Source organism: Streptomyces flavofungini, from assembly GCF_014650815.1.
GTDB lineage: Bacteria > Actinomycetota > Actinomycetes > Streptomycetales > Streptomycetaceae > Streptomyces > Streptomyces flavofungini.
Genome location: NZ_BMVR01000008.1, coordinates 78,409 through 97,906 on the forward strand (window position 1 = coordinate 78,409; position 19,498 = coordinate 97,906).

16 protein-coding genes are annotated in these 19,498 nt (G+C 73.6%); 6 read left to right on the top strand and 10 right to left on the bottom strand.

Translation table 11 applies throughout. The features are described from left to right. Positions 1-272 precede the first annotated feature (272 nt). The 5 genes from IE274_RS40085 to IE274_RS21810 form a co-directional block, all read right to left on the bottom strand. Positions 273-1,388 (bottom strand): helix-turn-helix domain-containing protein, encoded by a 1,116-nt coding sequence (locus tag IE274_RS40085; protein ID WP_268255581.1) that lies wholly within the window; start codon positions 1,386-1,388, stop codon positions 273-275. 512 nt (positions 1,389-1,900) lie between these two features. Beyond that, positions 1,901-2,590 (bottom strand): response regulator, encoded by a 690-nt coding sequence (locus tag IE274_RS21795; RefSeq protein ID WP_190117548.1) that lies wholly within the window; start codon positions 2,588-2,590, stop codon positions 1,901-1,903. After that, a complete protein-coding gene (locus IE274_RS21800; protein WP_190117549.1) occupies positions 2,587-3,747 on the bottom strand; it encodes a sensor histidine kinase in 1,161 nt (386 codons plus the stop codon). The genes IE274_RS21795 and IE274_RS21800 overlap by 4 nt, the downstream gene beginning before the upstream one ends. A gap of 449 nt (positions 3,748-4,196) precedes the next feature. Then, entirely contained in the window at positions 4,197-4,802 is a 606-nt protein-coding gene (locus tag IE274_RS21805) for a DUF3017 domain-containing protein (RefSeq protein ID WP_229909716.1), read from the bottom strand. Positions 4,803-4,821: 19 nt separating this feature from the next. Next, positions 4,822-5,682 carry a bifunctional methylenetetrahydrofolate dehydrogenase/methenyltetrahydrofolate cyclohydrolase gene (locus IE274_RS21810; RefSeq protein WP_190117550.1) on the bottom strand — a complete coding sequence of 287 codons (861 nt, stop codon included), beginning with the start codon at positions 5,680-5,682 and terminating at the stop codon, positions 4,822-4,824. Positions 5,683-5,928: 246 nt separating this feature from the next. On the opposite strand from IE274_RS21810, the gene IE274_RS21815 reads away from it, so the two are divergent. From IE274_RS21815 to IE274_RS21825, 4 genes are all read left to right on the top strand, one after another. Continuing rightward, on the top strand, positions 5,929-6,555 hold the full coding sequence (locus tag IE274_RS21815; protein WP_190117551.1) for an RDD family protein: 627 nt from the start codon (positions 5,929-5,931) through the stop codon (positions 6,553-6,555). A gap of 230 nt (positions 6,556-6,785) precedes the next feature. After that, positions 6,786-7,514, top strand: a complete 729-nt coding sequence (locus tag IE274_RS39580; protein ID WP_372447084.1) for an FHA domain-containing protein — start codon at positions 6,786-6,788, stop codon at positions 7,512-7,514. Beyond that, entirely contained in the window at positions 7,511-8,995 is a 1,485-nt protein-coding gene (locus tag IE274_RS21820) for a protein kinase domain-containing protein (RefSeq protein WP_229909718.1), read from the top strand. The genes IE274_RS39580 and IE274_RS21820 overlap by 4 nt, the downstream gene beginning before the upstream one ends. Before the next feature lie 140 nt (positions 8,996-9,135). Next, positions 9,136-9,540, top strand: coding sequence for a peptidase inhibitor family I36 protein (locus IE274_RS21825; protein WP_190117552.1), 405 nt, complete (start codon positions 9,136-9,138; stop codon positions 9,538-9,540). Positions 9,541-9,621: 81 nt separating this feature from the next. On the opposite strand, the gene purH is transcribed toward IE274_RS21825, so the two are convergent. Both purH and purN read right to left on the bottom strand, forming a co-directional pair. Beyond that, complete coding sequence (purH, locus tag IE274_RS21830; RefSeq protein WP_190117553.1) at positions 9,622-11,202, bottom strand: bifunctional phosphoribosylaminoimidazolecarboxamide formyltransferase/IMP cyclohydrolase; 1,581 nt, start codon at positions 11,200-11,202, stop codon at positions 9,622-9,624. Next, entirely contained in the window at positions 11,199-11,819 is a 621-nt protein-coding gene (purN, locus tag IE274_RS21835; RefSeq protein WP_190117554.1) for a phosphoribosylglycinamide formyltransferase, read from the bottom strand. Before purN ends, purH begins: the two co-directional genes overlap by 4 nt. 289 nt (positions 11,820-12,108) lie before the next feature. Here purN and IE274_RS21840 point away from each other — a divergent pair, with 289 nt between their 5' ends. Further along, on the top strand, positions 12,109-13,077 hold the full coding sequence (locus tag IE274_RS21840; RefSeq protein ID WP_190117555.1) for a hypothetical protein: 969 nt from the start codon (positions 12,109-12,111) through the stop codon (positions 13,075-13,077). Between the two features lie 293 nt (positions 13,078-13,370). Here the strand turns inward: IE274_RS21840 and IE274_RS21845 are convergent, their stop codons facing one another. Further along, entirely contained in the window at positions 13,371-15,227 is a 1,857-nt protein-coding gene (locus IE274_RS21845) for a cell division protein PerM (RefSeq protein ID WP_229909741.1), read from the bottom strand. A gap of 116 nt (positions 15,228-15,343) precedes the next feature. On the opposite strand from IE274_RS21845, the gene IE274_RS21850 reads away from it, so the two are divergent. Further along, positions 15,344-16,657, top strand: a complete 1,314-nt coding sequence (locus IE274_RS21850; RefSeq protein ID WP_229909719.1) for a helix-turn-helix domain-containing protein — start codon at positions 15,344-15,346, stop codon at positions 16,655-16,657. 138 nt (positions 16,658-16,795) lie between these two features. Here IE274_RS21850 and sucD read toward each other — a convergent pair whose 3' ends face one another. Both sucD and sucC read right to left on the bottom strand, forming a co-directional pair. Next, complete coding sequence (gene sucD / locus IE274_RS21855) at positions 16,796-17,680, bottom strand: succinate--CoA ligase subunit alpha (RefSeq protein WP_190117558.1); 885 nt, start codon at positions 17,678-17,680, stop codon at positions 16,796-16,798. A gap of 22 nt (positions 17,681-17,702) precedes the next feature. After that, positions 17,703-18,884 carry an ADP-forming succinate--CoA ligase subunit beta gene (sucC, locus tag IE274_RS21860; protein WP_190117559.1) on the bottom strand — a complete coding sequence of 394 codons (1,182 nt, stop codon included), beginning with the start codon at positions 18,882-18,884 and terminating at the stop codon, positions 17,703-17,705. Between the last annotated feature and the right edge of the window lie 614 nt (positions 18,885-19,498).

Consider the following 19,498-nt stretch of genomic DNA (forward strand, 5'->3'; position numbering starts at 1 on the left):
CCCTGTTCGGTTCCGTCCGCGCCGCCCCCGCCGCCCGTTCCGCCCGATCCGACCAGGGCCGTCCCGCATCCGTAGCGGGCCCGGAACAGCGCTGCGGAATGGTCACTTCCGTGCCACAGGGGCAACGCTTCGCTTGCTGCCGACATGGCGCGTCCATGACGCTTAGGACGCACAGCGAGCCCACGGCTCGCCTCGCGGAACGGCGGCGCCCGTCCTCCCACGGGGGAGAGGACGGGCGCCGTCTCGCTTGCGTCACCTGCGGGTTCGCCCGCTCAGGACGAGAAGCACGCCTGGGCGCAGCCGTCGGCGGGGGTCAGGCACACCTCGGCCGCCATCGGCCGGACGCCCCCGAGGGCCCTCATGCGGGTGGCCGGATACCGCCGGGCGCCCCGGGCCCGCGCCGCCCGCACCTCCTCAGCCCGCACCGCCCGCACCACCTTGGCCCCCGCCACCCGCACCACCTTGGCCCTCGCCACCCGCACCACCTCAGCCCTCGCCACCCGCACCACCTCAGCCCCCGCCACCCGCACCACCTTGGCCCTCGCCACCCGCACCACCTCAGCCCCCGCCACCCGCACCACCTCAGCCCCCGCCACCCGCACCACCTTGGCCCGCGCGCCCGGCAGCACGACCACGACCCGGTCCCCCGGCAGCAGCAGCCCCTCGGCCCGCGCCCACACCGCGCCGCACGCCTTCGCGTACCACGGCTCCCCCCGCCGCCCGGCCCCGAACTCCCGCGTGGCCAACGAGGTCACCCGCCCCTGCCCGCCACAGCCCGGCCGCGCCGGATCCTCGCCCGCGCAGCCTCCACCGGCACACCGCGGCGCAGCGGGCCCGGGTCCGGCGGCGGACCGCGGACCGCTCCGGCCCCCGTCCCCGTCCCCCGCCCAGGCCCGGCCGGCGAACAGCCCGCCCACGAAGGCCGCGGCCACGGCGAGTGCCGTCCCGGCGAGCGCGGTGCGCAGGCGGAGGGTGCGGGGCGCCGGGCGCACGGGCGGGGGTGACGGGGCCGCGGGTTCCGGGAGTTCGACGGGCTCCGACGGCGCCGCCGCCTCCGGCCCGGTCGTGGGCGCCGGTTCCGTCACGGCACCGGCGGCCTCGGCGGGCCCCCCGGAGCCCGGCGCGCCCCGCACCTCCTGCACCACCTCGTGCAGCACCAGCAGCCGCGTCGGCTCCACGCCGCAGACCCGGGACAGTTCCTCGACGGCGGCGCGCGGTACCGGCTTCTTGCCGTTGAGGTAGCGCTCCCAGGAGGAGCGGCTGTACGAGGTCCTGGCGGCCAGGGACGTCAGACTGAGCCCGCTGTGGTCCTTCAACCGCCGTAACTGGACGACCAGTCGGCGTTCCTGCTCCCCCAGTGACGCGGGCAGCTCTCTCCAACGCGGCATGTCCACCCCATACGCGTGCCAAGGTCCCCCGAGGCGAATCGCCCCCTGCGCCCGATCAGATGGCGGATGCAACAATTCCGGTTCCCCCGGCGTCCGTCCCGGGCGTCCGGAAAGGGCGCTCCCGGCGCGTCCCGCGTCCCACGACGGCGTCCGCGGCCGCCGCGTCCCCGCAGGTCGGCGCGGGCGACGTCCCACCGGGGCCCAACTCGTCCCAGGGCCCTGGATGTCGACCGGTTCGGATCGGCAGAGTCGGTGCTGCACGACGGGCGGCGCGGGCCCACTCGCACCGGCCGGCCGGACCACCACAACGGGGAGTTCACATGACCGACAGCACCGCGGGCGCGCCTTCGGAGGGCGAGGAGGACACCGGCTGGCGGGCCCCGTCCCGCCGGACCGGGTCCGCGCGGACCGCCGCCGTGACCTGCTGAGCCGGGCACCGCACGCCGGACGGCGGTCCGCGCTCCCACGGGGGAGGACGGGCCGCCGTCCGGTGCACGCGCCAGGAAGCGAGGTCAGAGGCTGGAGCCGCCGGGGGTCACCAGGCCCGTCTCATAGGCGATCACCACCGCCTGCGCCCTGGTGTCCAGGTCGAGTTTGTTCATGGTGCGGTTCAGGTGCGTCTTGACCGTGGCCTCGCTGATGTAGAGGCGGTCGGCTATCTCCGCGTTGGACAGGCCCCGGGCTATCAGCTTCAGGACCTCCAGCTCACGGCCGGTGAGCGCGGCGAGGTCCGGCGGCGGCTCACCGGCGGGCGCGGCCCCGGCGCGTACCGCGAAGGCCTCCACGAGGCGGCGGGTGACGCTCGGCGCGAACAGCGCGTCGCCGCTGCCGACCGCGGCCAGGGCGGCGAGGAGCCGTTCCGGCCCCGAGTCCTTCAGCAGGAACCCGGCGGCGCCCGCGCGCAGCGCCCCGTACACGTACTCGTCGAGGTCGAACGTGGTGAGGACCAGGATGCGGGGCGGCGGCTCGGCGGCCTCGGCGAGGATGCGCTCGGTGGCCGTGATGCCGTTCATGCCGGGCATGCGGATGTCCATGAGGATCACGTCGGGACGGGTGGCCGCCGCCAGTTCCACGGCCTCGTCGCCGTCGCCCGCCTCACCGACCACCTCGATGCCGGGCGCGGCCCGCAGCACACCGACGAGCCCGGCGCGGATGAGGAACTGGTCGTCCACGACGAGCACCCTGATGTGGCTTGCGTTCATTCGTTGGCGTCGTCTCCCGGCGGTGCGAACCGTGCCGACGTCGGCAGGGTCAGCCTCACGGCGAACCCTCCCACGCTGCGCGGTCCGATGCTGATCGTTCCGCCGTAGAGCTTGGCCCGTTCCCGCATGCCGATCAACCCATGTCCACCAGGGCTCCTCACTCTGTCCGGAATCACCCCCTCCCCATTGTCGGTGACGGACACTTCGATGTAGTCGCGGTGGTAGTGCAGCTCCACGGTCGCGCTGGCCTGCCGCGCGTGCTTGAGGACGTTGGTGAGGGCCTCCTGCACCACGCGGTACGCGCACAGTTCGACGCCGGGCGCGATCGGCCTCGGCGTCCCCCGCACCCGGAACTCGACGGGCACCCCGCCCGCTCTGACCCGGTCCGTCATGTCCCCGATGCGGGCGAGCCCCGGCATCGGCGCGTCCGGCGCCTCCCCGTCGTCCTCCTGGGCGCGCAGCACCCGCAGCATGCGGCGCATCTCCTCCAGGGCCTCCGTGCTGGTGCCGGAGATGGTGCCGAGCGCGGCACGCGCGGTCTTGGCGTCGGAGTCGAAGACGAACTTGGCGAGCCCCGCCTGCACGGAGATCACCGACATGTGGTGGGCGACGACGTCGTGCAGCTCCCGCGCTATCCGCCCGCGCTCCTCCGCGACCGCGTCCCGCGCCTGCTCCTGCTGCTCGGCGCGGGTCTTGCGGGCGAGTTCGGCGGAGCGGCGGGCCAGGTATCCCAGCCGCCACACCAGGGCGTTGACGCCGAGGGCCTGCGCCGCCACCGACGGCACGGAGGCGTGGTCCTGGCTCACCAGGCTGCCGAACACCCAGATCCCGGCGAGCAGCGCCGCGCAGATGCCGGTCGTGCGGGTCCGGCGTTGCAGGGCGACCGTGTAGAGGCACAGCATGGGGCCGAACGACGTGACCACGGGCCAGTAGCCGACGGCGACGTACACGGTCCAGATCGCGTAGGTGAGGAGGCAGACGAGCAGCGGGGCCTTCGAGCGGACCACCGTCGGCGCGATCACGAGCAGCGCGAGGGCGTAGCCCCGCACGTCCAGCTCGGTCCAGCCGATCGACGAGGCCTCGGGGCCGATCAACGCCAGCAGCGCCACTTGCCCGAGGGCGAGCAGCACGTCGACGGTGAACGGGCGGAGGCGCATCGCCGCAGCGTAGCCCGCATACTTGGCGGTATACGTCCATCGTTCGCCGTACCGCGGAAGTTGTAGACGTCGATCGTCTACGACCGGCGTCGTACGCGAACGTCAACCCGGCACAGGACGACGGCCCCTCCCCGTCCCGCGTAGGTTCTTGCCCAGCACCACCACCCGCGCCGCCTTGAAACGGCGCGCCGGGGGAAGGGGGCGCGGGCCTGCAAACGGGGGTTTGCACGGGGGACCGGGCCTGCGCCCCGAATACAGCACCAGGCAGCAGTGCACGGCGGTACACGGCAGGACAACTACAGACCACTGAGGTATGCGGCTTCGTGCGGGGGCGCACGAAGGAACGGGCCCGCAGCCGATCGCAACACCCCCTGCCCCCACGGCCAACGGCCCGTACTCTCCTGGCGAGTACGGGCCGTTGGCGTGTGCCGACAAGCGCTGTCCGACGGCTAGCTGCTGATCGTGAAGTGCAGCGTGTCGTCGAGGAACGGGATCTCCAGCCACGGGTTCGGCTGCGCCATCATCGAGAGCAGCACGATCGCCAGGCCGAGACTCCCGTACGTCACCATGTCCGTGAACCGTGAGCGCACCGCCAGCATGCCGACGCCCGGCAGCCACCAGCGCATCACGGCCCCCACGAGCAGCGCGAGCCCGATCAGTATCGTGCCGACGCGGAACACGTCGAAGGCGGTCAGGAGCAGCCCGAGCCCGACCAGCGACACCACACTGAGCAGCGGCCACTGCCGCGCCGGGGCAGGCGCGTCCCCCGACGCCGCACGCCCCCCGCCCTCGGGCCGCGCGGTGTCCCGGGTGAACAGCGGGAACCGCCGCGAGACCTTGCGGGGCTCACCGTCGGGCCCGGGGGCGCTGACGGCACCCTTGGCGGTGGGCTGGCCGTGGGCGTCGGGATCGCCGGACGCCTCGGGAGACGCCTCGGGAGCACCCGGCGCCTCGGCGGCGACCGCCGCGCCGGACTCGGCGGACGTGTCCGGCTCCGGGTCCGTGGCCGCACCCCGGGACGGGTCCGTGGACCCGTCCTTCGCCTCTACGTTCATGGGGTCACCCTTCAACAGGTCAGCCCTCGGCGGCGGCACGTTCCGCGGCCTCGACGACGTTGACGAGGAGCTGGGCGCGGGTCATCGGGCCGACGCCGCCCGGGTTGGGCGAGATCCACCCGGCGACCTCGGCGACGGCCGGCTCGACATCGCCGACGATCTTGCCGTTGCCGTCGCGCGAGACGCCGACGTCGAGCACGGCGGCGCCGGGCTTCACGTCCTCGGCCTTGATCAGGTGCGGCACCCCGGCCGCCGCCACGATGATGTCGGCGCGCTTCAGGTGGGAGGAGAGGTCACGGGTGCCGGTGTGGCACTGCGTGACGGTGGCGTTCTCCGACTTGCGGGTGAGCAGCAGCGGCATCGGCCGGCCGATGGTCACGCCGCGGCCGACGACCACGACCTCCGCGCCCTTGATCTCCACGTTGTGCCGGCGGAGCAGGCGGATGATCCCGTACGGGGTGCAGGGCAGCGGCGCGGGCTCGTTGAGGACGAGGCGGCCCAGGTTGGTGGGGTGCAGTCCGTCGGCGTCCTTGGCCGGGTCCATCAGCTCCAGGATGCGGTTCTCGTCGATGCCCTTGGGCAGCGGCAGTTGCACGATGTAGCCGGTGCACGCCGGGTCGTCGTTCAGCTCGCGCACGACGGCCTCGATCTCCTCCTGCGAGGCGGTCGCGGGCAGTTCGCGCTGGATGGAGGCGATGCCGACCTGTGCGCAGTCGCGGTGCTTGCCCGCCACGTACTTCTGGCTGCCCGGGTCGTCACCGACCAGGACGGTGCCGAGGCCGGGCGTGACGCCCTTTTCCTTCAGGGCCGCCACGCGGGCGGTCAGTTCGGACTTGATCGCTGCTGCGGTGGCCTTGCCATCGAGAATCTGGGCGGTCATGCCCCCATCCTCGCGGATGAGCCCGCCCGGGTACCAATCCGGGGGCACCCGGACGCCCGCCCGCCACCCCCGCGGTTGCACTCGCACAACGTTCCGTGAGCTGGCTGGACAAACACGACGGCGCTGCAGAAGCATGTGGGCCACAGTGCCGCGGCCGGAGTCGGGGGGACCGACGCATCTGTGAACGTTCCTCCGCGCGTGCCGCGCCGTCCCCGCACGCAGCTCCCCGACGGAGGAATCCCCACCATGAGCAACCCCTACGGGCACCCGCCCCAGCAGCCCCAGCCGGGCCAGGGGCCCGGTTACGGCTACCCGCAGCAGCCCCCGCAAGGCGTACCGCCGCAGCAGGGCGGCTATCCGGGCCAGGGCTACGCGCCCTACCCGCAGCCCGGTCCCGGCCAGGCCCCGTACGGCGGCTACCCGCAGCAGCAGCCGGGCTACGGCTACGACCCGGCCGGGTACGCGCCCCGCCCGGAGCTGGCGCACTGGGGTCTGCGCGCGGGCGCGCTGCTCATCGACGGCCTGGTCTTCGGCCTCGTGTACCTCATCATCGGCATCGGTGTCGCCGTGGGCAGGGGCGGCGCCGGAGTCGTCCTCATCCTCGTCGGCGTCCTCGCCATCATCGCCTTCGCGATCTACCAGCTGATCCAGGAGGGCAGGACCGGCCAGACCATCGGCAAGAAGGCCGTCGGCATCCGGCTGCTGCGCGAGCTGGACGGGCGGCCGGTCGGCGTCGGCATGGCGTTCGTCCGCAGGCTCGCCCACTTCCTGGACTCCCTGCCGATCTACCTCGGCTGGCTGTGGCCGCTGTGGGACGACAAGAAGCAGACCTTCGCCGACAAGGTCTGCGGCACCGTCGTCATCAAGGGCTGAACCGTCACCCGAGGCCGAGCCGTCAGCCGGGTCCGGGCCGCCGTCAAGGGCTGACCCACGCCCCATCCGGCCCACCCGGCGCACGGCACCCCGCCGCACGGCCCCGCGGGCCGCACCTCCCTGATTCTTCACGGGAGTTGCGGCCCGCCGCCTTATCCCCGGGGCGTGTTCTCCCTACCCTGTGCGGCGGGGAAGCACGGGGGACATCGGGGGAAGGACGCGTCATGTCCGTGTACAGCGTGATCGTGGTGCCCGGGGCCGGGCACGGGGAGCAACTGCGGCTCGCGCCCGGGGAGCGGCTGCGGTTCGGGCGGCGGGCCGGGAGCAACGACCTGGTCCTCGCGCACGAGGGGGTGTCGCGCGCCGCCGGTGAGATCACCGCGCAGGGCGCGTTCTGGGTGCTGAGCAACCTCAGCGCGCACCAGACGTACGCCGTGGAGAACCCGGAGGGCGCGGGCGAGCACATCAAGGTCGCCCCGGGGCGCCTGGACGCGCCGGTGCCGTTCGAGTTCGCCCGCGTCGTGCTGCCCGCCGCGGGCGAGCTGCTGCACTTCGACGTCTGGGCACCGCGGCACGACTACGCGAGCGCGGGCCCCCGGGCCGACGGCGCCACCACCCGCCCCGCCTTCGGCCTGGACCCGACCAAGCGCTACTTCGCCGTCCTGGCCGCCCTCTGCGAGCCCCGCCTCCGCGGCGCCCCGCACGCCCCCGCCCCCACCGTCGACCAGCTCACGGCCCGGCTGGCACCGATCTGGCCGACGGCGAACCGGGCGGCGGTGCAGTGGAACATCGACTACCTCGCCATCAAGCTGCGCCTCCGGCCGACCGGCCCAGGGCCCGCCGCCCCGGGCCCCCGCCTCAACGGCAAGAAGGAGTCCCTGGTCTCCCTCGCCCTGCGCTTCGACCTGGTGCGCGAGGACGACCTGGGCATCCTGGCCGGGGCGGCGGGGGCCCGGTGAGCGCGCGGGACGACGCCCCGTACGTGGTCGAGGTGGCACGCGACTACCGCGTGGGGCGCTGGACCGTCCGCGAGCCGCTCGGCACGGGCGCCTTCGGCAGCGTCTACGCGGCCCGCCGCCCCGGCCCCGCCGACGACGGCTCGGGCCTGCCCCGCACGGCCGCCCTGAAGTTCCTGCCCACCGGGACCCGCACCCCGCGCCAACTCGCCCACCTGCGCGAACTGGCCGAGCGCGAACTGGAGTTGCTGCGCCGCCTGCGCGACAGGCCACGCCTGATCCGGCTGTACGAGACGCTCACCGTGGACGACCCGGCGCTGCCCGCGCTCGACGGCGCCACCGTCCTCGTACTGGAGCGGGCCGAGACGTCCCTGGACCGGCTCACCGGCTCCGGGCCCGCGCCGCCCGCCGGACCCGCGATCCTCGCCCAGGTCTGCGAAGGCCTCGGCCAGCTGCACGCCGCGGGCTGGGTGCACGGCGACCTGAAGCCCGCCAACGTACTGCTGATGCGGGACGGTTCGGCGCGCCTCGCCGACTTCAGCACGGCCGCGGAGCTGGACGGCACCCACGCCTACGCGCCCGCCTTCGCCACCGTCGACTACACCCCGCCGGAACTCCTGTGGGGCGAGGTCGGCGAACGCGGCGCGCGGATCCGTCCGACCGCCGACATCTGGGCCTTCGGCGTCCTCGCCCACCACACCCTCACGGGCACGTTCCCCTGGCCGGGCGGCACCCCGTCGGCCCGCAGGGACGCCGTCGTCCGCTACGCCCGTGGCACCGACGAGCTGCGCCTGTCGCCCCGGCTCCCGGCGGCGTGGCGGGACATCGTCACGGACTGCCTGTCCCGTACGCACGCGGAACGGGCCCGGTACGACGCGTCGCTCCTGCTGCGGAGGGTGACGGCCGTGGCGGCGGGGGCGCCGCCGGAGCGGCGGGGCCTGTCCCGCCGCGCGGTACGGGGACGGCCCCGGTTCCGGAGACGGGGCCGCGCACGGCTCGTCGCGGGTGCGACGGCGGCCCTCCTCGCCCTCGGCGTCGGCATCGCCTGGACCACCCTCGCCGACGACGGCCCCGGGCCGGACGCCGCCAGGAAGCGGCCCACGTCCAGCCCGACCCTCGTCGGCGACAGCCGGGACGTCTCCCGCATCCCCGGGGCCGACGGCCGCTCCGGCTACGACCGCTGCCCCCTGGGCGCCGTCTGCTTCTTCACCGGGAGGGACGGCGCGGGCGACCTGTGCGCCTGGGTCGGCGACGACTCGCACTGGCAGGGCGGCGAGGCCTGGTGCGGCTGGGCGGACGACGAGGCGGCCCGGTCGGTCTTCAACCACGGCCGGGACACCTCGATGGGCGAGAAGTACGTCGACGTCATCTTCTACGGCCGCGCCCACCTCAAGGACCGTCTCGACTGCGTGGAGGTCGGCGCCAGGAAGAACTTCCCCGTCCCCCTGCGCCCCCGCTCGCACACCTGGTCCCCGCGCTGCTGACCTGCGCTCCGGCGCCGGCCCTAGGACGTACGAGGTACCGGGAGCCGACCACCGCTGCGACGGTGGCACCACTCCACACCACCTCGGTGCGGCCAACGGGGGCGTACCGAAGAGCGGGTGGCGCGAGAAGGGGGAAACGCATGACCAGGATCCGTACGCTCATGGTCTCCGCGGCGGCCGTCGGGGCGGCGCTCACCGTGGCGGTGGCCGTTCCGTCGGCCGCGCAGGGGGCGGGCGGCAGTGCTCGGGACGCCGGTGCCCGGGCGGACAAGTTCTGCGTCTACCAGCACACCACCTTCAACTACTGGGGCGGCATCAAGGAGTGCTTCTACGCGGGGTCGTACAACATCAAGTCCAGCCTGGACAACAGGGCCAGCTCGGTGAAGAACAACACCGCGACGACGATGTGCGCGTACCAGCTCAAGGACCAGGGCGGCCTGAAGCTGCGCGTCGGCGCGGGCCACTACTTCAAGGACCTGTCGAAGGACCTCGCCGACGACGACCGCTCCTGGGACAACCGGATCTCCAGCGTCGGTAAGTGCTGAGCGCACACGGCACGGCGGCCGCACCCCGGCGCGGGGTGCGGCCGCCGTCGCGTACCGGCCGCTCAGTCGCGTACCGACAGCTCAGTGGAAGAAGTGCCGCGTGCCCGTGAAGTACATCGTCACGCCCGCCTTCTTCGCCGCCTCCACGACCAGTTCGTCGCGGACCGAGCCGCCGGGCTGGACGACGGCCTTGACGCCGGCGTTGGTGAGGACTTCGAGGCCGTCCGGGAAGGGGAAGAAAGCGTCGGACGCCGCGAAGGCGCCGCGGGCGCGCTCCTCGCCCGCGCGTTCCACGGCGAGCTTCGCGGAGTCGACGCGGTTGACCTGGCCCATGCCGACGCCGACGGAGGCGCCGTCCTTGGCGAGGAGGATCGCGTTGGACTTCACGGCGCGGCAGGCCCGCCAGGCGAAGACGAGTTCGGCCAGCTCGCCCGGGGAGAGGGCGTCGCCGGTGGCGAGGGTCCAGTTGGCGGGGTGGTCGCCGTCGGCCTGGAGCCGGTCGGTGACCTGGAGCAGCGCGCCGCCGTCGATCGGCTTGACCTCGACGGGCGCGGACGGCGCCTGCGGGGCGCGCAGGACGCGGATGTTCTTCTTCTTGGTGAGGGCTTCGAGCGCGCCGTCCTCGTAGTCGGGCGCGACGATGACCTCGGTGAAGATGTCGGCGACCTGCTCGGCCAGCTCCCGCGTCACCGGCCGGTTCACGGCGATGACGCCGCCGAACGCGGACAGCGGGTCGCAGGCGTGCGCCTTGCGGTGCGCCTCGGCGACGTTCCCGCCGATGGCGATCCCGCACGGGTTGGCGTGCTTGATGATCGCCACGCACGGGTCGTCGTGGTCGTACGCGGCACGGCGGGCGGCGTCCGTGTCCGTGTAGTTGTTGTACGACATCTCCTTGCCGTGCAGCTGCACGGCCTCGGCCAGGCCACCGCGGCCGTCGGTGTAGAGCGCGGCGCCCTGGTGCGGGTTCTCGCCGTAGCGGAGCTGGTTCTTCAGGTCGAAGGCGGCGCCGACGAACGCGGGGAAGCCGTCCTTGCCGGACTGCTCGCTCTCCAGGAACCAGTTCGCGACGGCGACGTCGTACGCGGCGGTGTGCTGGAACGCCTCGGCGGCCAGCGCCCTGCGGTCCTCGAAGCCGAAGCCGCCCGCGCGGACGGCGGCGAGCACGTCGGCGTACCGGGACGGGCTGGTGACGACCGCGACCGACGGGTGGTTCTTGGCGGCGGCGCGGACCATCGAGGGGCCGCCGATGTCGATCTGCTCGACGCACTCGTCGTAGCTCGCGCCCGACGCGACGGTCTCGCGGAACGGGTAGAGGTTCACGACGACCAGGCCGAACGGCTCGACGTCGAGCTCTTCGAGCTGCTTGCGGTGGGTCTCCAGGCGCAGGTCGGCGAGGATCCCGGCGTGCACGCGCGGGTGCAGCGTCTTGACCCGGCCGTCCAGGCACTCGGGGAAGCCGGTCAGCTCCTCGACCTTGGTGACCGGCACACCGGCGGCGGCGATCCGCCCGGCGGTGGACCCGGTCGACACCAGTTCCACGCCCGACTCGTGGAGCCCGCGCGCGAGGTCCTCGAGACCGGTCTTGTCGTAGACGCTGATGAGCGCGCGCTTGATGGGGCGCTGCGTACCTTCGGCGGTGGTGGCCGTACCTTCGGCGGTCACGGGATAACTACCTTTCGTCCCTCGATCGAGAAGCCGTCGCGCGCGAGACGCCCCACGACTTCGACGAGCAGTCCTCGCTCGACTTCCTTGATGCGCTCGTGCAGCGCGCTCTCGTCGTCCTCGGCCCTGACCGTCACCACGCCCTGCGCGATGATCGGGCCGGTGTCGACGCCGTCGTCGACGAAGTGGACGGTGCAGCCGGTGACCTTCGCGCCGTACGCGAGCGCGTCGCGCACGCCGTGGGCCCCCGGGAAACTGGGCAGCAGGGCAGGGTGCGTGTTCACCGTGCGTCCGCCGAACCGGGCCAGGAATTCCTTCCCGACGATCTTCATGAACCCGGCCGACACGACCAGGTCGGGCTCGTACGCGGCGATGGCCTCGGCCAGCGCCCGGTCCCACTCGGCGCGGCTCGCGTAGTCCTTCACCCGGCACACGAACGTCGGCAGGCCCGCGCGCTCGGCGCGGTCCAGGCCCACGATGCCGGTCCGGTCGGCGCCGACGGCCACGACCTCGGCGCCGTAGGCGTCCGCCCCGTGCTCCGCGACGGCGTCGAGCAGTGCCTGCAGATTCGTACCTGATCCGGAGACCAGCACGACGAGGCGCTTGGCCTTGGCCACGACGGGGCCCTTTCTCGGGAGTGCTCTTTGTACGGTCGTACGAAGGCTTCGTACTCCCCGATACGGGGAACCCTACGAAGCGGCCGACCGTCAGCAACGATACCGGCACACCGGACGGCCCCTCACGGGACGGGGGCGCGGCCGGAAGGTAGCGTCTGTGGGGGCAGACGCCCGAACAGCCAGTAGCCAAGCTCCATCGCCGAGTTGCCCGGCGCCGCCGAGCCACCGGGTTCCACCAGCCGAGCTCTACCCAGGGGCCGGGCTCTACCAAGGGGAAGACGCACACCTGATGCCGGACCGCAGCCTCCGCCTCCCACCGTCCTTCGCGTACGGCCCGTCCTTCGCGGATGTCGCGTCCGGCTCGACACGCGGGGGGCGGGACGGGTCGACACTGCTGCGGGACGGGGGGCGGCCTTCGTCTCCGCCCCGGGGGTCGGACGGGTCCGGCGATTCCGGTGCGTCCGGCGGGTCTTCCGGTTCCGGTACGTCCGGGGGCTCCGGCGGGTCCGCTTCCGGTACGTCCGGGGGCTCCGGCGGGTCCGCCGAGGACAATCCGTTCGCGCCGCCGCCCGAGGGCACGCCCGAGCAGCCGTGGCAGCCGCGGCGGCCCGCGGGCGGCGACGGCTCCGGCGGTTCCGACGGCTCCGGCAACGGTGACTCGCCGTGGGGCAGCCAGTGGAGCGACCGGCAGCCCGGGCGGTCGTCCGACGGCGGCTTCGGCGAGCGGCCCGGCGGCGGCCAGGGCCCCGAGGGTTCCGGTCCTGGCTCCGGCGGGCAGGGCGGCGGCATGCGCTGGGACCCGACGGACCCGGCCCAGCGCCGCGCCCGCTACGCCCTCCTGTCCGGCATGTGGGCGTTCTTCTTCGCGCTCTTCGGCTGGCGGTACGTCGCGCTGCTGCTCGGCGCGCTGGGTCTGCACTGGGCCATCAGCGCCCTGCGCGCCAAGCCGAGGCCGATGGACCCGACGGCTCCGGCGCCGACCGCCCCGGCCGGGGCCGCGGGCGGGGCCGGGGGGAACGGCGGGGCCAACGGGGCCCGGACCCGGGGCGCCGGCGGGCGGCCGCAGACCACGGCAGCGATCAGTGGTCTGGTGACGGCTTCGCTGGCGCTGGCCATGGTGCTCGCGACGTTCGCCGCGCAGCTCATCTACCGGGACTACTACACCTGCCGTGACGACGCGCTGACGAACCAGGCGCAGCAGAACTGTGAGGACCTGTTGCCGAAGGAGCTGCGGCCGCTGCTGACGGATCGCGACTGAGGCGCTCCGCGGTTTTCCGGACGGCCCTCCCACGCGTTCGTGGGAGGGCCGTTCTCCTCTGTCGGCCCCTGCTTCCCTCTGACCGCGGAAACGGCGAAGGTCCCCTCACTCGTGGAGTGAGGGGACCTTCTTCACTGGAGCGCCCGGCAGGCCTTGCACCTACATTTCCCATCGGATGATGGGCGTCTTTCCTTGGACCACAGACGCGCGACTCCCGTGCTGTGCACCGAAGTTACGTCAAGATCGTACACGAATTCCGGAGTGCTGATCAACGTCGGTGCGGGGGTTCGCGGCTAGGTGTCGCGGCCCGATTCCCGGTCCGGGTCTTGGTCCGATTCCCGGTCCGGGTCGAGGCTCGATTCCCGGTCCGGGGCCCGGTCCCGGTCCCGGTCCGGGTCCGGGTCCGGGGCGCGGTACCGGTCCCGGTCCGGGTCGCGGTACCGGCCTCGGTCGGGGAGGAAGTCGTAGGGCTCGAAGGTGGGGAGTGGGGGTGTCGTGGGCGGTGGGGGTGGTGAGGGGAGGGTGCTGGGGGTGGTCGGGGCGCTGGAGGTGGTCGGGGCGCTGAGGGTGGTCGGCGGGGCGGTGTCGGGGGCCGTGGTGTCGATGCCGGGGGCCGGTTCGGCGGCGGTCACGGCTGCGGGAGCGGCCACCGTCTCGGTCCCCGTGACCGCCTCGGTGCGGGCCGCCGTCACCTCGGCCGCACCGCCGGGCGCCACGCCCTCGGCCTTCCTCCGCCCGAGCCCGCGCCCGCCGACCCCGAGCCCGAGCCCGCGCCACCACCCAGCCCGACGCCCGCTCCCCCGCGCCCTCTTCCCCACCCGCTCCGCCGCACCGGGCGCCCCCACCCGCTCCGCCGCACCGGGCGCCCCCGCCCGCGACCGCGCGCGCAGCCGCCACCACCGCACCCCCAGCCCCACCGGCACCCCCAGCAACCCCGTCCACGCCACCGCCGCAAGACCCGTCAGCCACCACACCGGCCCGAACTCGGCCAGCACCCCGACCCCCATCGGCCCCCCGGCCAGCCCCGCGAGCCCCGCACAGAGGACGCCGCACAGCAGGGCCGCCGTCCCGGCCCCCGCCGCCGTCCGCCCCGCCGACCAGGCGGACTCCCCGGCCGTCGCCGCCCGTGCCACGAACCACCCGAGCGCGCACCCGGCCGCCACCGGCACCGCCCCCACCGCCCAGGTGAGCGGCGATCCCGGACCGGCCTCGGGCACGGCCGCGAGCAGCGGGAACGGGGGCAGCAGCGGGGCGGCGGCCGCGTCGAGCGGCGCCACGACCGTCCCCGTACCCAGGACGAATCCGGGCCCGAGCCCGTACGCGGCGCCCCACACCGCCGCGTTCGGCACCAGCGCGAGGGCCAGCAGGAGGACCGCGAACCGTCCCGACCACACCGTGGTCACCGACAGGAACGACTCCCGCACCGGGCCGCCGTGCAGCACCACCGCGACCCCGACGAGCAGCGCTCCCCCGCCGACCAGGACCGCCGTCCCCGCGACGGCCGCGCGGCCCGCGCCGAGCACGCGTTCGCGCACGAAGAGGCCGCGTACGAAAAGACGGCGGACCGCACCGGGCACCGGCAGCGCGTCCGCCGCGCGCCGCACCGCGTCCGGCAGCGGGCCCGACGGCCGTCCGTGCGCCGTCCACACGCCGAACCCGGCCGCCGCCACCGCGAGCAGCGGCACGTGCGCCGCCGCGCTCGGCCAGGAGGGGCGCAGCTCACCGCCCGCCGCGTAGGCGGCCGCGGCCGTCGCCACCAGCAGGTAGCCGCCGACCACGCCCGCCCACGCGGTGCGTACGCCCAGCGCCCGCTCCTCCGGATCCGCCGCGTCGCGCGCCGCGCGGTGCACCAGCCAGGCGGGCAGGGCCAGGAGCAGCAGCGGGGTGACGCCCACCGGCGCGGGGACGCCGGACAGCGTCTCGGTGCGGACCAGTTCCGTGCCGTGCGCGAGGAGCCACAGCGCGGCCGCCACGTGCAGCGCCCCGCCCGGCCCGCTGTCCGGGTACGGCGAGCTGATCCACAGGCCCATCACCAGGACCGCGAACGCGCCGAGCCCGAGCCCCGCGGCGATCGCGCCGCCGAGGACGCAGGTGCCGAGGCCGGGGGCCGCCTGCTTCCGGTAGAGCGTGAAAGAACCAGAGTCGGTCATGTGGGTCACGCGGCCATGCTCCCAACGACACGCGCTTTCATCGGGTAACGGGCGAATGCCGGATGTGTCGCTCAAGATACGTTTATGTACTTTTTCGTGCGACGGATCGGCTAGCCATGTCCTCCCAGCGCCCTGCCGTCCCACTGCCTCCCCCCAAGGAACGCCGCAGGCTCCGCGAGGCGAAGTCCCTGAGCCAGGCCGAGGTCGCCGCGGAGATCGGCGTCAGCCGCGAGACCGTCCGCGCCTGGGAAACGGGCCGCACGCACCCACGGGGGCAGCGGCGGGTGGCCTATGCGCGGCTGTTGGAGGAGCTGACGATGGGGCAAGGCGCGGGGGCGGGGGCGGGGGCCTCGGCGGAGGTGGCGGCGGAGGTCGGGGCGTCGGCGCAGGTCGAGGGGGAGGCCGAGGCGCAGGTCGAAGGGGAGGCCGAAGCGCAGGTCGAAGGCGAGGCCGAGGCGCAGGTCGGGGAGAAGCCCGAGGCGCGGGACCGGCCGAGCACGCCGACCCTGGCGCAGGTCCAGGCGGAGGCCGAGGCGCGGGCGGAGGAGCGGGCGGCGGCCCGGGAGCTGACCGAGGCCCAGGCCGAGGCCGCGGCCCAGGCGGCGACGGCGGCCACCTCACCCGACGGGCCCCCGACCGCCGAAGCCGCCTTCGACGCCCTCTGCGCCCGCACCGCCCCCGCCCTCGTACGGCAGACGTACGCCCTCACCGGCCGCCGCGCACTGGCCCGCGAGGCCGTGGAACGCGCCTTCCAACTGGCCTGGCAACGCTGGCCCGAGGTGGCCGTGGACCGCGACCCGGCGGGCTGGGTGCGGGCGGCGGCCCACGAGTACGCGCTGTCCCCGTGGCACCGCTTCCGCCCGGCCCACCGCAAGCCCGACGTACCGCCCGCCGACGAGACCCACCGCGCCCTGCTCGGCGCACTCCTGCACCTGCCGCCGGCACAGCGCCGCACGCTCCTCCTCTACGACGGCGTCGGCCTCGGCCTGCCCGAGACCGCAGCCGAGACGGAGGCCAGCACACCGGCCGCCGCGAGCCGCCTGCTGCACGCCCGCGAGGCCGTCGCCGAGCGCCTGCGCGCCGCCGACGAACCACCCGAGGTACTGCACCAGCACCTCGCCGCGCTCGGCAGCACCGAACGCCTGCCGGTGCCACGCCCCGCCCGCGTCCGCATCGGCAGCGAGCGCCGGGCCCGCCTCTGGACCCGCGCGGCCATCGCCTTCACGGCCCTGATCATCGGCGCCACAGCCCTCACCGTCCGCACGGCCCCCACCCGCTACGAACCCCCGCAGTCCCCCGGCCGGGCCATCAGCGGCGTCCCCCCGAGAATGGGCCCCGGCCCCCTCTCGTACGAGGACGAAGTGCTCCGCGAAAAGCTCCGCAAGGAGGAAACAAGAGGCCCGGCCCGCCTCCTGCCGAAGGCCGAGTAGCTCCCCCCCCACTCGCTGCGGGCAGTCGTGCCGCAGGGCGGCTCCCGACCCGGCGGAGAGCACCCCGGCGCCCCGGGCAACGGAAGCGGGCCCGCACCCCGGGCAAGGGGTGCGGGCCCGCTTTCAGCGAGCGGAAGCTCAGCCGGCGAGAATCGCCCGCGCCAGCTTCGCCGTCTCGGTCGGCGTCTTGCCGACCTTCACACCGGCGGCCTCAAGGGCCTCCTTCTTGGCGGCAGCCGTACCGGAGGACCCGGAGACGATGGCGCCGGCGTGCCCCATCGTCTTGCCCTCGGGCGCGGTGAAGCCCGCGACGTACCCGACGACCGGCTTCGTCACGTTGGCCTTGATGTAGTCCGCCGCGCGCTCCTCGGCGTCGCCGCCGATCTCACCGATCATGACGATCAGGTCGGTGTCGGGGTCAGCCTCGAACGCCTCCAGGGCGTCGATGTGCGTCGTACCGATGACCGGGTCGCCACCGATGCCGACGGCCGACGAGAAGCCGATGTCACGGAGCTCGTACATCATCTGGTAGGTCAGCGTGCCGGACTTCGACACCAGGCCGATGCGGCCCGGCTTGGTGATGTCGCCCGGGATGATGCCCGCGTTCGACTGACCCGGCGTGATCAGACCCGGGCAGTTCGGGCCGATGATGCGGGTCTTGTTGCCCTTCGACTTCGCGTACGCCCAGAAGGCGGCGGAGTCGTGGACCGCGATGCCCTCGGTGATGACGACCGCGAGCGGAATCTCGGCGTCGATCGCCTCGACGACGGCGGCCTTGGAGAAGGCCGGGGGCACGAAGAGGACGGAGACGTTGGCGCCCGTCGCCTCCATGGCCTCCTTGACGGTGCCGAAGACCGGAACCTCGGTGCCGTCGAAGTCGACCTTCGTGCCCGCCTTGCGCGGGTTCACGCCGCCGACGATGTCGGTGCCGTCACCCAGCATGAGCTTGGTGTGCTTCATGCCCGTGGCACCGGTCATGCCCTGGACGATGACCTTGCTGTCCTTGTTGAGGAAGATAGCCATGGTGGTCTGAGTCCCTCGTCCCTTACTTCGCAGCCGCAGCGAGCTCGGCGGCCTTGTCGGCCGCGCCGTCCATGGTGTCCACGCGCTGGACCAGCGGGTGGTTGGCGTCGCTGAGGATCTTGCGACCCAGCTCCGCGTTGTTGCCGTCGAGGCGCACGACCAGCGGCTTGGTGACCTCTTCGCCCTTGGACTTGAGGAGCTCCAGGGCCTGCACGATGCCGTTGGCGACCTCGTCGCAGGCGGTGATGCCGCCGAAGACGTTGACGAAGACGGACTTGACGTCCGGGTCGCCGAGGATGATCTCCAGGCCGTTCGCCATCACCTCGGCGGAGGCGCCGCCACCGATGTCGAGGAAGTTGGCGGGCTTCACGTCGCCGTGGTTCTCACCGGCGTACGCGACGACGTCCAGGGTCGACATGACCAGACCGGCACCGTTACCGATGATGCCGACCTCGCCGTCGAGCTTGACGTAGTTGAGGTTCTTGGCCTTGGCGGCAGCCTCGAGCGGGTTGGCTGCGTCCTTGTCCTCGAGAGCCTCGTGGTCGGGCTGGCGGAAGTCGGCGTTCTCGTCGAGCGAGACCTTGCCGTCCAGGGCCAGGATGCGGCCGTCCTTGGTCTTCACCAGCGGGTTCACCTCGACGAGGAGCGCGTCCTCGGCGACGAAGGTGTCCCACAGGGTCACCATGGCCTCGGCGACACCCTCGGCCACGTCGGCCGGGAACTTCGCCTGGGCCACGATCTCGCGGGCCTTCTCGATGTTCACGCCCTCGACGGCGTTGACCGGGACCTTCGCGAGGGCCTCGGGGGTCTTCTCCGCGACCTCCTCGATGTCCATGCCGCCCTGCACCGACGCCATGGCGAGGAAGGTGCGGTTGGTGCGGTCGAGGAGGTACGAGACGTAGTACTCCGCCTCGATCTCCGGGGACAGCTCGGCGATCATCACCTTGTGGACCGTGTGGCCCTTGATGTCCATCCCGAGGATGTCCGTCGCGCGAGCGACGGCCTCGTCCGCGGAGGCGGCCAGCTTCACGCCGCCGGCCTTGCCGCGGCCACCGACCTTCACCTGCGCCTTCACTACCGACTTGCCGCCAAGCCGCTCGGTGGCCTCGCGCGCCGCCTCAGGCGTGTCGATGACTTCACCGGCCAGCACCGGTACACCGTGCTTGGCGAAGAGGTCCCTCGCCTGGTACTCGAACAGGTCCACGCGCGTCCGTCCCTTTTCAGTGATCTCGCGCCGCCGTGCAGCGGCTTCAGTCTCTGCGTGCTCTGCGTGGGCGTGCCGCGAAGGGCAACGTGACTGCGCTGTCACAAGGGAGGCGTAGCCGAAAGTCCGGTACGCGGCATGTCCGTCTCGCAGGTTATCGCCGCGGGCCGTGCGTCCCTAAATCGCAGATCACATTTGCGCGGTGATGACTGTCACAGATCGCGGACGCCGGGCGTGTCGGGTGGCCCCGGCACGCGCCGTCTCCGGGCGTGCCGGGGCCTGGGGGCGGGCGCGCGGCTCGGGTCGCGAGGGGTGCGCGGGCCCCGGTTCGTGGCGTTTGCGGTTGTGATCAGCCGCTGTGCGTGTCGGCGGTGGCGGCCGCCGTGCGTGTCAGCAGTGGCGGCCGCCGTGCGTGTCAGCAGTGGCGGCCGCCGTGCGTGTCAGCAGTGGCGGCCGCCGTGCGTGTCAGCAGTGGCGGCCGCCGTGCGTGTCAGCAGTGACGGCCGCCGTGCGTGTCAGCAGTGGCGGCCGCCGTGCGTGTCAGCAGTGGCGGCCGCCGTGCGTGTCAGCAGTGGCGGCCGCCGTAGGCGGGGGTGATCAGCCGCTGTACGCCG